Below are 15640 nucleotides of genomic sequence, written 5' to 3'. Positions count from 1 at the left end.
TGCCTGGTTATTTTCTCGTAAGTTTTGCGACTGCGATCGACAGATTGTCCTGATCGGGATCGCCCTTGGCCTGCACTGCCAGTTGCAAGGCTTCGGCGATTTCCTGTGCTAGCTCTTGCTGATGCAGGCGCAGAACATCCTGAATCTCAGCGTCGCTAAGATACTGAAGCCCGTCGCTGCCAAGGATCAGAATATCAGCCGGAGACACGATCAGCGGGTCTTCAGGGCAATCCACTTTTGGAATAGCACCCCCCATGATCACCGACGTCAGTTGGTTCCGGTCCAGTCCCCGTGCTTCAGCTTCCGAAAGCTCACCAGCGGCCAGTTTTGCGTCGATCACGGGGGCCATCGAGTGGTCTTCGTTCACCTGTGTCAACTTGCCTTCGCGGAACAGGTAAAGGGGGCTGTCACCGATCGAAATCCGGAACACACGCTGACCCAGAAAGAGGACACCCAACAAGGTGGAGCCCATGTTGAAACCCTGGCCTTGTGCCTCGTTATGGTCTGATATTGCTGCATTGGCTTGCATGGCAGCCAATGGCAGCGCGTCAATTGCGGCGCCTTCATTCAAGGTATCGGCTTCTAGCTCGGTATCCAGCGCGTTCCGCCAAGCGGCAATCACCATTTCCGAAGCCACTTCGCCCGCCTCGTGGCCACCCATACCGTCAGCGATCGCAATATAGCCCGCGTCCGATGCGTCGAACATGCGCGCAGCAATCGCGTCTTCCTGCGTTTCCCGCTGACCCTGGTTCAGGATCAGCGCAACATCATATGCCGGAGTAGCCAGCATCTATCAGGAATCCCGCCAATCAAAACCTTCATCGCAGAAGGCCATAAATCGGATTGATGTTTCACTGATGCGGATCAGATCACCGCTGGAGAGTGCGATTGTGCTCAGAACGGGTTTACCATTCAGGCGAACAAGGTTGGCCTTTCCGCCATGCCCTAGATAGCATTTCCGATCTTCCGGGTCATAAGCAATAACAGCGTGGTTCGAACGTGAAATGCCTGTGTCGCCGAAATCCAGTTGGATCGCCTGGTCATCGTTTCGACCGATTTGCATCAGGCCTTCGGTCAGGGTGATGCTGGCGCCCCGCCCGGGACCTGCCGTCACCACCAGCCAGCCAACCGGGAATGTTTCCTGAGCAGCTTCGGTTTTTGAGACGGGTTCTGATGTTTCGATCAATTCCTGAACATGCGTGTCCGCACGCTCAAACCCAAGGAACGTTGTTTTGACCCGCGAGCGACGGTCCTCGGCTGGGGCGGCAGGCGTGGGTTGAGCCTGTACGGCACCCTCTTCCACCACTGCCGGTTCTTGCACGGACGGGGCTGCAACCTCAGCTTCCACCGTTTCCGGCGCGCTCATTTCAGCTACATCCAGAGGCGGCGCAACTTCATCCGGTGTTTCGGCAAGCTCGTCTGCTACATGCAAAGTGATGATTTGATCGTCCGAGATATCCTCGTCATCGTCGGGGTCGGCCATCAAGTTCTTGGTATCTTGGTCGTCCTCGTCAGTTGCATCTTCAACGAAGATGGACACTTCAACCGGCTCTTCCGTGTTCTCCGCCGCAACTTCGTCGAATTCCGGCATTTTCTCTTCAGGGATAAGCTCGTCTGTTTCCTCATAGGATTCAGACGTCATGTTTCCACCGGCCAGTGCGGCACGCAGCGCGTTGAAGTCTGCGATAGGCTCCTGCTTTTCGGTTTCAGGTGCCGCGCTGTCAGCTGCATGAGCGTTTTCAGCAACATCATCTTCTTTGGATTTGCCGGCACCTTCGAGAAGCCGGCTCAGAGGGCTTTTGTATTTGAACATGGTGTCGACACCTTCGAATTGTTGGCACGGACCTTTTGTGCCATGGGGCTGCTACCTAACCCTGCGTGGAACAACGCAGAGACACTCAATTGAAAACATGGAAACTGGTACTCTCTGCGGCGGGCCGGTTCCCGCCGGGCGGCAAACTTAAAGCCACCCTCAGTAAACACACACTGGCAGATCAAAATTGAACCGGTCAGATCACTCCTGCGCTAACTGCATGGTCGCAGCTACCTCAGCACCGTTGCGCAATACGGTCAGCTTTGCCTCTGGCTGACTGTCGGAAACCAGCGCAGCCAGCATGCCATCAAGGCTTTCAGACGTATTCAATGTCATGTTGGTCTGGCTTTCGCTCAACAGAACATCGCCTTTTTGCAAGCTGCCTGTCGCCTCGGCTGGAACCGAGCTTACTTTTGTTTGCCACCCTTCACCTCCCGAGCTGCTGACTGTGAACGAGTAACCGTTCTCCAATCCGACCGAGCGCAGCACAGGCAGTGCCAGCAGGCCATTCTGCGCGCGGGTCTTTCCAAGCGGCCGGTAGCGGGCTGCAACCCGTGTAAAGCCGTCTGGGTCGACGCTTAGCTTGTCCAGGACTTGCGCCGCGAAAGAGACGTCCTGACGAACCGGGTTGCCGTTCAGAGTAAAGATCACAACTCCGGGTTCCACCCATTCGCCGATAACGCTCATGTCCTGATTGGCGTCCACACCGGTTACCGCAATTGTTGCACCTGTTGCGGTCCGGCGGCGGGACGTCTGGAAGGGGATTTCAACATCCCAATGGTGGAAAGATACCTGTTGTTCGACCGGAGTGCCGGAAGCGGCATCGGTTTTGGGTTCGTCCACAACAGCCGCAACCTCTTGTTCTGCAGGTTGTTCCTGGGCACCGGCAGTCTCGGTAGCTTCGGACGCTGTTTCTGTAGCGGTTGGTTCCGCAGGTTCAACTTGCGCCTGCTCGACAGGCTCTTCTGGTTCAGGTTGTTGCTCTGAAGCGACCGTGACGTCGGGTTCAGGTGTTTCGGCCACGGGTTCTTCCACCGCGGGCGGGTCTGCTTCGGCAGTTTGTGTGGTTGCTTCAGGCAGCGTCGTCGTAACCTCAGCTTGTTCTTCACCTTTGTCGCCGGACATCACGAAGAAACCGCCTGCAGCCAACGCTGCCACAAGCACTGCTGCACCAGCGATCATCTTGCCGCTGCCACCGGATCCGCTCTGAACCACGGTATCAACTGCGACCGGTATTTCCGCTTTTGCAGAAATCTTTGCCATCTCGGGTTCATTCTTTTTTTCGGTTTCGCGAACAATGTCCGAGTTCCCGGCGAGCAGAGCCGTCACAACCGCTTCGGCATTTTCACTTTCGGCCTTGATCCGCGCCTTTTCTTCTTCCTTGTCCTTGCGATCCATGCCGACAATCACGGAAACCGGGCGATAGGCGAAGGTATCAAACATCACGCCAGGGCCGCGGAACATGCGCAGCCAATCCAGGGCTGTCTGCAACCGGTCCGTTGCGTGTACTTCCATTGCCTTGTCGATTGCTTCGAGGAATCCATCGGGGTATCCGTCAAAGCGGCCTGCCAATGGGGTATAAGGGTCGTCCTGCCCGTTGTTGAAGGCATTCAGGCGGCTCTGGCCGTCTACCGGGCGTTCGCCACTGATTGCGTGATACAGAGTCGCGGCCAAGACATAGAGGTCACTGCTGGGCCCTTGTTCGGCACCACGGACGTAAAACTCGTGCGGCGAATATCCGTCTTTTATAACGCGCAGGGTCAACAATGCGGCCGACTTGTTTGCGGCTTGCTCACGCGCGGCACCGAAGTCGATCAGGACCGGGTTTCCGTTTTCGTCAATCAGGATGTTATCGGGTGAAATGTCACGGTGCAGCATCCCGCTTTGGTGGATGAACGACACCGCGGACAGCATCTTTTCCGTGACTTGCACGATAAAGTCAGGACCACCGTCGTTTTCCGGATTCTCAACATAGTCCAGCAGGTCGCAACCACGGATCAGATCCATAGCGATATAAGCTGTGTCGTTGTCTTCGAACACCTGATGAACGTCGACGATGTTCGGATGCACCAGACGCGCATGATTGCGGGCTTCCTGAATAAACAGGTCGATAATGGCGCGCAAATCATCCTTGTAGGACGGGTCGTTCGGCTCAACCAAGTCCCCGTTGCGACGGCACAACGCACCGGGGAAACATTCCTTGATCACGACATCACGCTCCAGGCTGTCGCGTGCTAAATAGGTGATCCCAAATCCGCCGTTGCTGAGATATCGGAGGATCTCATACTGCCCGCGCAACAGCTTTGCGCCCGGTTGCAGTCCTTCAATTTTTGGTTCGTCGTGCGTTGCACCGACAGCCTGGTTGTGGCTCATTTTAATCCGCCCGTTCTACTCATTTTGCGGCTTAATTAAACAGGGCCGGCAGCCCACGAACTCACAACCAAAAACAACCGCAGGACACTTGAGAACGGTTAGACGTTTCAAATTTGACTTTAATGGGGCCGCCTGATGGCTTCACTAAGGATCGTTTTTTCGAATATGGCATATACGGTGCTAGTGCGAAGCAACAGCACAATATATTGATTAACGGGGTGGAATAAATGAAAACTGACGACCCCAAATCGGTCTCTTGGTCTACGAATTCGAAACAATAAAGGGCCGATTCTTCGGCCCTTCGAATCGCTGAACAGCGCTTCAATCCTGATGGAAAGTGCTAGGTACCGGTTTTGGATTGTGCCGCGGCGACGGTACTGCCAGCCCATGCAAGGTTGTCACCAAGCTGTACAAGTATGCTGATTGCGTCTTTCAAAGGCGCATCTCCGCTTTCAAACTGAAGCAACAACAACAAGTCAGTCGCTTTTTCGAATTCGGCCGGAATCCAGTCAGCATCCGGATCGATCTCGCCACCTTGGTCCAGCCGTTCCGCGAAATCTTCGACGATTTCCTGGCAGCTTTGCAAAAAAGCTGCGGGTTCAATGGCAGTGGTGTCACGCAGATCTTCATAAATGCTGGCAATGGCAGCCAACCAGTCTTCAAGAATGGGGTTGTTCAGTGGCGGAAGGGCAGACCCGAGCGTTGACTGCATTGACGCAGCATCGTTGACGGAAGGTTCCGGCTCTGGCCCATTCAATGTTTCCAGGAATGGCAGAAACTCGTGCTTCAGATCCTTCCGGGCAGCGTCAAGGTCACTGCGCCGCCGGTCAGACGCCGCATCAAGGACCTTTTCCGCGAGTTCCTGGCCGCCACAGTTTTCCCAAAGATCAAAATCTGGTTCCGGCTCTTGTGCCATGGCGCGCACCGCGACGGGCGTGCCAATTGGGACCACAGCGCGAAACAGTCCTTCTTTTTCTTTGTTCAATCGAGCCAGTACCCGATCCAGAGCGGCCTGCACCGGGGGCAAATCAGCATGTGTAACTGCCAGCAGGCTGTTGGCTCTTAGCTCGGGCGGCACCTGCGCCCACAAATGCCGTTCTGTTTCACGCCATGCGCTTGTGCCATTGGTACACCAGATGGCACAGTCGACGAATTTCAGCAGGTCCAGTGTCTGTTTGTATGTATCATCCAATGCGCCAGAGCCGGGAAGATCGAACAGTGATATCTCTTTGAGAGCAGGTGTGTTCAATCCAACCGAAATAAAGTCAGGCTCATCCGCAGCGGCCTTTTCCAGTGCTATACCAGAATATGTCTTTGGCTCCTTGTTCCACCAGCCGACTGTCGTCTCTGGCGTATCCGCGTAGGCAACGATGACAAGTGGCAGCTTCAGGTGCTGCGGACCGGTTGGAAGAATATCCGCCCCTGCCAGCATGTTTGCAAGGCTTGACTTGCCCGCCCCGAACTCTCCGGCGAAACCGATGTTGACCGCGTTGGAGAGGCGTTCGGCGTGGGCCAGAGCCCGTGCGCGCATATCTTCCAATTTCGGGTCCGACGACAGTTTTTCTGTCGATGTCAGAAAACGCTCCAGCTGGCGCACTTCCTGTTCGGTTCCGGGAAACTCAATCATTCCGCAGCCTCTGCTTGTCGTTCGTCCACGTTGCTTGTTCCAAAGACACTATCCAACTCGTCAGCAATACGGCGCGCCCGTTCGAACGCAGCTTGTGCTTCCGCCTGAGCATTCAACTCACCCGCTCCGGAACGGTGCTCAAGATGGCCTGCCAACAGGGCCAAGTAATGATCCAGAACAGTTTTCAACCGTTCCAGAAGGTTTTCACGCGTTGTGTCGATCAGGTCATCACCAATTAACTCGAATTCCTGCACGATCATGCGCTCGGCCCGCGTCACAACACTGTTGCGCGATATCAGGCGCGACAACCAGTTTACACGCAGCTCAACGGTAATGCCACGGGTCAGGGCGGTGGTGTCCGGGCGGAACCAACGCACTGCACTTGTGTTCATGCGATTGTCGACTGGTTCCTGCCACCCTGGCAGTGCCCGCAAAGCGGCGTTGCATTGCATGTCGATCGCGTAAAGCTCGCTCAACATGCGTTGCCGCACCACTTGCGACGCGCCTTGCACCAGCTCGCGCATGTGTTCGCGTAAAGGGGTGAAATTCAACTCGGTAGCGCCGCCTTTGGCAAGCAATGGGGATTGTCCTTCAGGTCCGCGCACCACAACAAAGACGGATTCAGAGACCGTGTCGTCCATGACCCCACGCAGGTTTGAAAGAACGTCGTCCATGTCCTTGACAATGTCTTGCGATTTATCCGCAATCAGTTTGCGCAGATCGCTCAGCGTCTTGTCGCTGTCCTCAGCGGTGTGTGCACCCGCGCTGCCTTCATCTTTCAGGGCACGAAGATGTACCTGGGACCGCTCCAAATCGCCACGCGCGAAGCTGTCTAGATGCTGCCACGCCATCCGCAGCTGTTCGTTTATCGGCCCCTCCGTCAAAGCCTGAGTGACATGGCGGCGCAAGTCCGGCAAGCCTGACGCGATCATAGCAGCAAACCGCAAGACAGCCTCACGGCTGATGGGCCCCGGCCCTTGTTTGATCTCGGCCACACCGTTCAGGTATTGTTGCATCTGTTCCGGGTGCGCCCGCAACCACGCCAGAATATGATCGTGGTTCACACCGGTTTCATCGCCGGTCAGCGCATAGTGCGCCCATTGTGCGCTGCCCATCAGGACATCGATATTCGAAGTACCCAAAGCTTTTTCCAGCCCGTCTACAACATCCAGACGCACTTTTGCCGCATCTTCGGCCCCGCCGCCCAATTCATCGACACGGTTGATGAAGACAACGATCTGTCCAAGTTCCAGTGCCTGCATCAGCCGGAACAGTTTCAGGTCCGCACGCGACAACGCCTGATGCGCTGACAGAACCACCACAAAGAAATCGGATTCTTTGAGATACTGGCGGGAAATCTCCTCACGGATCAGCAGGGGGTCATTTACTCCGGGCGTATCGGTGACGGTCAGAGGGAATGGGAAATGTCCGATGTCAAAATAGACCTCGGCCTTGCGCGTGATGTCGCTGTAAAGTCCGCGATCACTGCCGGGGTCAATTGTCCCATCTTCTGCGGGGTCGTCCCCAGCGCACACGTAACGCGCCAGATCATCGGATGTCAGTTGATCCAGATCGTGATGTTGACCCAACAGCTGTTCATAACTGTCCCCCAGTCGCCGACGCGCCCGGGTCTTCATGGCTTCGACCTGCTCTTCGATCATCTCGCGCTTGTAGCTGTCCTCGTCATCCGGGAACATGTTGCGCAACTCTTCGCCTTCGGCGATCAGTGATTGCCACTGATAGTTGTCGAAGAAATGGAACTCGGCTCCTTCGGTTCGACCGTTCGGGTGCCCGAAATGCATGTCGGTGATCACGGTCGTCCAGGGGTTCACGTCCGACGGCAGGTATTCTGCCTGACCGGTGAAGCCGTTGATCAAGCGCGACTTTCCTGCCTTGATCTGCCCGACAAAGGCAACTGACGGTTTCAGTTTTCCCAGATCACCAATGATGCGCGATATGAACTGACGTGTTTCGTCATTGCTTGTCCCGTTCATGTCTTCTGCGATGCGAATAAGCTCGCGGCGATGTGTTTCACTCATTACTCTTTACCCTGACTACAAAAAAACAACGCATTGAATTAGTCGAAAATTTGAATGCTTTGGGGGCGGTCATTCCTCAGCCTCCTCCAAAGATTTCCAAAGATTGATTACCGCACCAAGTTTGCGGGCATCATGAATGGCCACAGCAATCTGTTCGTTGTCGCTCAGAACAGCCATGCCCGCACCCTTACCACCCGATGGCCGCATGACGATCAGATGTGGGCCTTCGAATTCGCCCCGGGTGTCATTGTTCCAACCAGCAAGATCCGAAACAAAACGTGTCAAAATCTCTTGATTGGGGTGCATCCCCTCGGAAGGGTTGCAGGTTCCTTCGCAAGCCAGTGCAGTGTTTTCCATACTGTCCACTAGAACACGACCTGTGGCAAAGCGTGCAGCTCCGTCAAAAAACTGTTGCGCCAACGAATTGCCCGACCCTGCTGTCGGGGCAGGGCTGTTGTCTGAAGGTTTTTCAACGTCCGGAACAACAGACACGATGGGCTCAGAGGAAAGCTCAATTCCGGCGCAGGCGTTCTCGATCTCACTCAGCGTAATACCAACATCATCAGCCTCCAGCGTCGAGGCTGGCTTTCCAGGCATCAGTTCCAGTGGGGCAGGGGCGGCTGAAATATCAGAAATCAGTTGGGCCAGTTTGCCGACCAGCGCGGTACGTGATTCCGTTTCGAAATCTGGGATCTGCCCGGACGGCACCTGAAACACATCCGTGATCCGGGAACTGTTTACTTCGATTTTCAGGCAGCTTCCGTTGGCCGCGGTCAGCTCGAGTCGTCTGGGCAATATCGTTCCGCGAATGAAACGCAATACAGCCGCCCGACGGGCTGCAGCAGTTTCACCGGGGACAATCACCGTCGGAGACAGGCGGGCAACCGAAGACCGCCCGATATCTTCGAGCATGTCGAGAATGTCTGTGTCCATCATACCGTGACCCCCTCTGGTCCCGTTCAGACTGCGGCCGCAACCGGCTTGAGGCTGAGATGCGATTTCGTGAGTGCCAGTCCCACATTCGCGCTGTTGCGGCAGATATAGCAGACCACATGATCAGGATATTCCTGGGTCCGCAAAAAGATGTTCAATCGGTCTTTTGAAAACACCGCGATTTCCCCGAACCCGGCGTTTTCCTCATCAGTGTTTCCGGCCTCGTGCAAGAGCGCTTCAAATGCAGCGACACCCCGCCCCTGAAACAGATTGGCCACTGCGATTGCCAAAGTGTCCAGCGCTTCAGCGCAATCGGAATCAGAGACACTGCTGCCCAAAAGCATGCCGGTCTCCATGTCGATATACCCGGCTGCGATGCAGTCGGGTATTGTTTCAATCGCGGTGTTCAATGCATCCTGAATGGACATTTAACTCTTTATCGTCCTTTTTCTCAGCGCCTTGATTAAGGCATCCTTACAAAACATGCCACTCTGCACTGCTGTTTTCTTTTGACTTTGGAATGGCTTGCAGGGCGTGTTTGGAATGTTTCGCACTATATTCAACTGCGATCTGGTCAAATTCGGCAAGAAAGGCCTTGAATACGTTCTGAAGCCCGTCTGCGTCCTTTGGCAGGTCCTCCTTGATTGTAATTTCCCGCCACATATCCGACGCGCTAAGCGGCGACCCGGCTGCGGATTCTGGAAGATCGATGTGCGCATCGTGGCGGATATCGCGGGCGTCTTCCTCGACTGAGGCTACGACTTCTATCAAGCCGTTTGTCTCAGGCTCAGGTTCGTAATCCTCGGCGTTGTTCTCGGGCTGAGCGGCCATCAGAGCCGCAATGGAGGATACCGAGACTTCGATACCCCGATCATCACGCGATTCAACTTCCGGCGTGAAAACTTCGACTTCGTCCGCTTCGGCCGCGGCTTCACGCAGAGTCGTGTTCAACGAGGTCAGCACGTCATCAACGGACTTGTCGCCCGTTTCAGCATCAGGAGCGTCACCCAGCAGGTCGTCAGCATTATCGGCAGCACCGAATTCACCGGACAGGTCGAACTCGTCCACGTCTTCTTCCAGACCGGCGACATTCTTCAACTCAAGAGGATCGCTTGAGGTGTCCTTGAAGAAGGCACGCAACTCGTCGCTGGTGTCGGTTTCCTCAGACATCTGCTCGGTGTCTGATACCATTTCTGCCCGCAGCCGTTCAGCGTCTTCCGGGTTGATCCGAACCCGTTCGCCTTCGTCAACGCGTCGCTCTACACGGGCTGGCCGGATGGGGAAGCTTGTTACGACATTATGATCGTCGGCTTCTGGCTGCTGTTCGTTTTCCAGCGGATTGACCAGCCGCAAAGGAGTAGCTTCGATGCCGTCCGCCAGTGCCTCTCGGTCGTCTGGTTTGCGGGCGGGGCGCAGTGGTTGAACCTTGAATGCGCCGGACTGGCTTTTGTCGATCTGGTACCGCGCCAGCTGATCGGCGCGATTGTCCATGATCTGTTCTGTGATTTCCAGAAAACTGTCGATCATCTTGCCGCCGCCGCTGCGCGACCACATTTCGGCGTCGCCAGTCTTGTCACGGGCATTGATCGCATCCCGGGCGGAAAACAAAATGGACCGGTTGAACAGATGTCCGGCTTCGCGATTGACGCGTCGCAGAACCTTTTGACGGTCTTTAAGGTTTAGTGCATCCGCCCGCGTCACCAACAGCAGCGAGTTGTGTTGCAAGCGGTCCGGCAGCGAAACCCACGTTGCACGTTCGGTTTCGCGCCAGGCTTGCGTCGCATGGGTGCACCAAATGACGCCGTTTGCCTGCCCGACTGCGCGCTGCCAGACATCTGTCGAAATTTTGGGGTCCGAGATGCCGGGGGTGTCGATCAGATCGACGGCTTCCAGAATATCTGCCTCAAGGAAGATACGAATGAACTGCGCGTCGTTGACGCCAACAGTCTCAAGCTGATCCAGTTCGATTGGCTCAATGCTTCCGTCATGCCGCTTGATATATGGTTTTTCACTGCCCCAGCTAAACCAGACCGGTGGTAACTGGGTTGCAGTAACCTGCGTTGGCAAGGTTTGCGTTCGCAGTAAAAAGTTCATCAGTGTGGATTTGCCAGCGCTGAATTCACCCATCAAAGCGAAAACCGGTTTGCGGCGGGACCACTGCTCGATACGTTCCCATGCTTTCGGTGAAACAAAGCGTGTTTGTGAATCTTTTGCCATTTTTCTACTTATGCCGCTTCGTTGCTTAGGTCTTTCAGGATGTCACCCAGAATCTCGTCTCGCGATTTCTGAGGTTGCAGGCCCGCCATCGCTGCCGAGGTCTGGCTGGAGTTTTTGTCTGCTGATGATGAGATGCTCAGCAACGTTTCCTTCTGTTCCCGCATGAAATCCGCCAGAATAGCGCGGACGTTTTCCAACACGGCCGCAATCTGGTTTTCCTCGATATCCTTGGTGATCGAATTCGCCTCGGACGCGATCAGGCGTGTGTAATCGGCAGCGTATGCTTCAAAACCTTTGCGCTTTTGCCACCAGCGCCGCCACCAGGTACTTTGCAAGTCCAGAGCGATCGTCCGGCCGATCCCCAATGGTGGTGGAACGCGCGGCACGATAGGTGCTTCGATGCTGAATTCGCCCAGGTGGTTGCCAAGAATTTTGTGATACAGCGCTTCGACATCCGCAGCCGCAGTTGAGTAGAGCGCGCCAGCATCCTTACGCATTGCGCGGGCAAAACTGAAATAAGCGGCTTTTTGCAAAGTCCTCAATCCAGCAGGGTCGTATTGCCAAGTGCCTTGCTCGCCATTCTTCTCAAGGTGCGCGATCAGAGAATCCGTGGCGCGCTTCACAAAATTCGCCTCGGCTGAGTTCAGGCGCTCCAATACTTTGTCGCGTAATGCATTGGTCAGTTCGGCTGCTTTCTTTTCATATTCCGCAGAAACTTTCGCAATTGCATCTTCCGGAGAAACACCGTCAAGATCACGCGCAACGCCTTCACCCTCTGACAGAGTCTTTGCCACGGCGGTGGCACGAATCTGGCTGGCGATGTTGCGGGCACGATGGCGAACCCGATCCATCAGCCTTGTTCCGGCACCTTCTGCAATACGCTCGTTTATCGCCAGCAGCAGGTCAGGCAAACCGGACAATGCCCAGATTTTATCCAGCGAGGGGGCCTGATCACCGAACCCGGCAGCGAGGTAAAATGTATTGAGTGCTTCGCGGGATTCCTCGTTCAGAATTTCGGGGTTCCCGGTCAGCGCTGCCTCGGCCCACAAGGCACTGCCGAACACGACACTTGTCTTTGCGTCGATGTTGTTCTGTTTCAGAGTATCCAGAATCCGGTCGCGGATTTCGGGGACTTGATTGACCGGGTCTGACAGTTCGTCAATCCGGTTCACAAACAGGACAATCTGGCGGTTCTCAAATTGGGCGATGATCCGCATCAAGGCCATGTCCATGGTGGTCAGGGCTTGGCTTGCGGCAAGCACCACAACACAGACTTCGGACCCGCGCAGGCTGCGCAGGGTAATCTGTTCACGCACCATGAAGGTATCGTTGACACCCGGCGTATCACAAAGCTTCAGCGCAATCGGGTACTGAGGGATATCCATGTACAACTCGGCCGACTTGGTCACATCTGCGAACCGGCCTGTTTTTGGATTGATATCCGGGTCGTCCTCATCGCCCAGGCAGACATATCTTTGGATCAGTTCTTCATCGAAGTGATCGTATTGGTGGCTTTGGCCAAGTATCAGATCGAAGTGCTTTCCAAGACGCTCTTCCGACTTTGCTTTCATCTCGCCGATCTGACGGCGAATGTCCTCCATCTCGTCATCTGCACCGGCTCGGTTGGCCAGTTCGCCCAACCGGCCGCCCCCGACCATCAGATTGTCCCATTCTTCCTGCTCAAAGAAGGTGAACTTGGCCTTGGTATCGCCCGGTGGACGCGTGTTGATGTTCAGGGTTGTGACGACCGACGTCCACGGGTTCACATCCGACGGAAGCAAAGATGGGCGCCCCGCAAGAATGTTTACAATCGATGATTTGCCCGCTTTTACCTGACCGACCATAGTGATGCTGGCGGTGAAGTTTTCCATCCGGGTCTTGAGTGTTGCCAGACGTGCCGAGGAGCGCGCATCAGCCACCTCAGTCAATTGATCAATCTGCGCCGTCAGTGATGACATTGCCGAAGTCATTGGCGCCAGAGCTTCGTTGCCTACAGACAACAGGTGATCATTGCGCGCCATGCTTAACCTCCGGTTCCCGTAGCTGCGATGCGGGGTTCATGCGAAGGACGGCCCGTTGGAATTCCTGTCAGCGTGTCGATACGTGCGATCAGGTCCAAAGCGTTGCCCAGAATGTCAGCCTCGGCGCGCGGGCTGATGGTTTCGTAAGCCTTGGCGTCAGCCAGCACTTCGATCGAGCTGAAGCGATCGCCGTTTTCAAGGCACGCAACGCGGCGTCCGGTCGGGAAACCCTCGGATTTGACCGCGGGCAATGGCATACGCGCATTGGCCAGCAGGTAGTGGTCTCCGGAATGGGTTCGGAGCGATATCCCAAAGCCCGTGTTCGGGTGGTCCCGGTTCAGGATCTTGAGTTCGCCAAGAAAGCTTTCGCGAGCAAAGAAGACAGCCTCTTGCTCGGCAGTAGCGGAGGGATTCAGATCGGTCACAGCAGTAAACCTTGTACTGGAGTTGAGCAGGAAACTCGTACCGGCGCCAAAGTGGCAAAAAAGACTCATTAACTCCTGCTAAACAACAAGACCCTTCAAGGCGGTCTTATTTTGACGTGAATAAGATTTTTTGGCGTTTGAAATGTGGCAGCTTTGTGGTGGAGTTCTCTTGAGAATGCCTCAACCTGCGCGGGAATGCCTATGACGCAAGAGCCATTCCGCACCAACTGTATGAAACCGAGCGGGGACCGGCGGAACACAATTGCCTGAACCTGACGGTGCGGGTTATTCAATAATCTGTGTGGCCCTGAAGGGCACTTTAGTCGGATAAGTTATTCTTGTTGTTTCAGAAACCTGAAGTTGCTCTCTGAGTTGGAAAGGGTCGCAGATGCGTTTTCTGGGGTGTCGTGGCGAGTAATCCCGCGCCTCCTCCCATGGATTCAACTATGAACCCGCAAGGGCAATGAAGTAGGATTTCCATGTTCGCCATTAGTGATCTGACAACAAGCTGTCGGCTTTTTTCTAGGACTTTGGTCAACGTAAGAGCGATATTTCGCAGGCAAACTGGGTTAAATTTTAACTTCGGCACGAATGAAGAGCTCTTCCAAAATAGCGTGGACATTGTCCCGCAGGATATAGGGTTTCACGGCCACTGATGTTCCCATCAACTTTCCACTGACAAGCCTCTTGGGGCTATACATTTTCATAAGATAGCGTGGTTGCCCCATATCTCATCAGAGGATCTACAAACTTGGCGATACATGTATTTTACCCCTCGCGCTCGGAAGCAAGCTTTGTTATTGACCGCTTCAATCCAGCGCTGCGGCGCTGAGTTGCGGGTGTGGCGAAATTGGTAGACGCACCAGATTTAGGTTCTGGCGCCGCAAGGCGTGGGGGTTCAAGTCCCTCCACCCGCACCATATCCCCAAAAAATTCATCTAATTATCAATGCGTTGTGTTTTTGATTCTATTTACAGCCCACCCCTTGGCCCACCTTTTGAAAATACCATTCTCAACTTCCTTGTTTGCTATCCGAAAAATCGGCGCGAGTGCCAACTGTGGTATACGAAATTGGTTTTCTCGAAGCCTTGCGACACTTCCACCTCAGAATTGGCAGGCCTTAACTGACTGAAAAGTAATCTGATTCACGGGGTTCGATACCTCAAGCTAAAGGACTTTCCTTTAATTCTCACTTTCGTCCGAAACCTAAGCATTCTGAAAAAATGTAGGTGGTGCTATATTGAGCATCCAAAATCAGAGCTTTACTTTAACCGCTACAATTTCTCCCACACCGATTAATCACTTGAGTCGCTACAGTGATCGAGTTGCACAACAAAGGGGTCGGGTTGCGGGCATAAGGAGCGTTGGCTGCAGCAAAAAAGTAGGCAGCTGGCACATTACAGCTAAAGGTCACAATAAGGAGATGAGGTTTTTCGGTGAATACCCAATTCCCAGAGAAATCGCTGGTCGCTACAACCCAATCCATGCAATGCTATTCAGGTGAAAAACCCAGCTAATACAAACGTTCAGGTGCTAAAATGTTAAAGCGGATGTGGGCGATGATCACCTGGAAACCATCGCGTGAGCATCCGCAAGATTTCTATTGCCTGACACCCTATCTGAACAGCCTAGACCCGATTGAAAATCCCCGCACCCGGATCCGTGACGGACAAAAGGAACGCGAAGCTGGTCGAGACAGAAGGACCGGCAAAACAATCTGGTTGCCGCTTTCTGATTAAGCGTCCTTCGTGCAGCAAACACAGCGACCGTGATTTGCGTAACACAAGCGGATGGAGTGCTCTTTATCAATTTCTTTTTCTTGTTCTTTGTCTATGTCTTGATGGAAGTACGTTCGCTTCGCGTTCGTAGAAACCGCACATTGATTTCATTACAAAAACTCAAATCCTTTCGGTTTTAACGATCACTGATTGCTACTGAAACCGGTGCGTTTTTTCCAACCTTGTATTCATCCGGAAGTTCCAATGGCCCTAACCGGCCATTAACCGTCGGCAACTGGTGCTGTGACGCGGCCCGCCGAACCTGCCGTTCGCTGCAAGCGCAAATTCATCGGCTGGCTGAATTCACACAATGCGGATGGGGTGGATGGCGTCTGCAGCCAACCGTCGCGCTTTGCGGCAAACTGCAGAAGACATCTTCTGCAAGGAAAGGAGCCCCACCATGGAAGTCACGAC

At 54.5% G+C, this 15640-nt stretch carries 10 protein-coding genes and 1 tRNA gene; 1 reads left to right on the top strand and 10 read right to left on the bottom strand.

Annotation, left to right across the window (positions count from 1 at the left end; all coding sequences use genetic code 11):
- Window positions 1–7 precede the first annotated feature (7 nt).
- The 10 genes from ACR0DS_RS16570 to ACR0DS_RS16525 all read right to left on the bottom strand — a co-directional run bounded on the left by ACR0DS_RS16570 (window position 8) and on the right by ACR0DS_RS16525 (window position 13448).
- Window positions 8–790, bottom strand: a complete 783-nt coding sequence (locus ACR0DS_RS16570; RefSeq protein WP_267366226.1) for a PP2C family protein-serine/threonine phosphatase — start codon at window positions 788–790, stop codon at window positions 8–10.
- 3 nt (window positions 791–793) lie between these two features.
- Window positions 794–1813 carry an FHA domain-containing protein gene (locus ACR0DS_RS16565; RefSeq protein WP_480483671.1) on the bottom strand — a complete coding sequence of 340 codons (1020 nt, stop codon included), beginning with the start codon at window positions 1811–1813 and terminating at the stop codon, window positions 794–796.
- 201 nt (window positions 1814–2014) lie between these two features.
- A complete protein-coding gene (locus ACR0DS_RS16560; RefSeq protein WP_480560258.1) occupies window positions 2015–4186 on the bottom strand; it encodes a serine/threonine-protein kinase in 2172 nt (723 codons plus the stop codon).
- Between the two features lie 340 nt (window positions 4187–4526).
- Window positions 4527–5813, bottom strand: coding sequence for a dynamin family protein (locus tag ACR0DS_RS16555; RefSeq protein WP_480560260.1), 1287 nt, complete (start codon window positions 5811–5813; stop codon window positions 4527–4529).
- Entirely contained in the window at window positions 5810–7852 is a 2043-nt protein-coding gene (locus ACR0DS_RS16550; protein ID WP_480560262.1) for a dynamin family protein, read from the bottom strand. The genes ACR0DS_RS16555 and ACR0DS_RS16550 overlap by 4 nt, the downstream gene beginning before the upstream one ends.
- Before the next feature lie 69 nt (window positions 7853–7921).
- Window positions 7922–8788: a hypothetical protein gene (locus tag ACR0DS_RS16545; RefSeq protein ID WP_480483675.1), complete on the bottom strand. Its 867-nt coding sequence runs from the start codon at window positions 8786–8788 to the stop codon at window positions 7922–7924.
- Window positions 8789–8811: 23 nt separating this feature from the next.
- Entirely contained in the window at window positions 8812–9213 is a 402-nt protein-coding gene (locus tag ACR0DS_RS16540) for a hypothetical protein (protein WP_480483676.1), read from the bottom strand.
- Between the two features lie 46 nt (window positions 9214–9259).
- On the bottom strand, window positions 9260–11002 hold the full coding sequence (locus ACR0DS_RS16535; RefSeq protein WP_480487409.1) for a dynamin family protein: 1743 nt from the start codon (window positions 11000–11002) through the stop codon (window positions 9260–9262).
- An 8-nt stretch (window positions 11003–11010) separates the two neighbouring features.
- A complete protein-coding gene (locus tag ACR0DS_RS16530; protein WP_480487410.1) occupies window positions 11011–13023 on the bottom strand; it encodes a dynamin family protein in 2013 nt (670 codons plus the stop codon).
- A gap of 2 nt (window positions 13024–13025) precedes the next feature.
- The gene (locus tag ACR0DS_RS16525) at window positions 13026–13448 is read right to left on the bottom strand and encodes a hypothetical protein (protein ID WP_209507691.1); all 423 of its coding nucleotides are present in this window, start codon (window positions 13446–13448) and stop codon (window positions 13026–13028) included.
- 835 nt (window positions 13449–14283) lie between these two features.
- On the opposite strand from ACR0DS_RS16525, the gene ACR0DS_RS16520 reads away from it, so the two are divergent.
- A tRNA-Leu gene (locus ACR0DS_RS16520) sits at window positions 14284–14368 on the top strand.
- Window positions 14369–15640 lie beyond the last annotated feature (1272 nt).

The organism is Ruegeria sp. AF5 (assembly GCF_056541905.1).
Note: the sequence above shows the minus strand (reverse complement) of the source record. Positions and strands in the feature narration are given on the sequence as shown.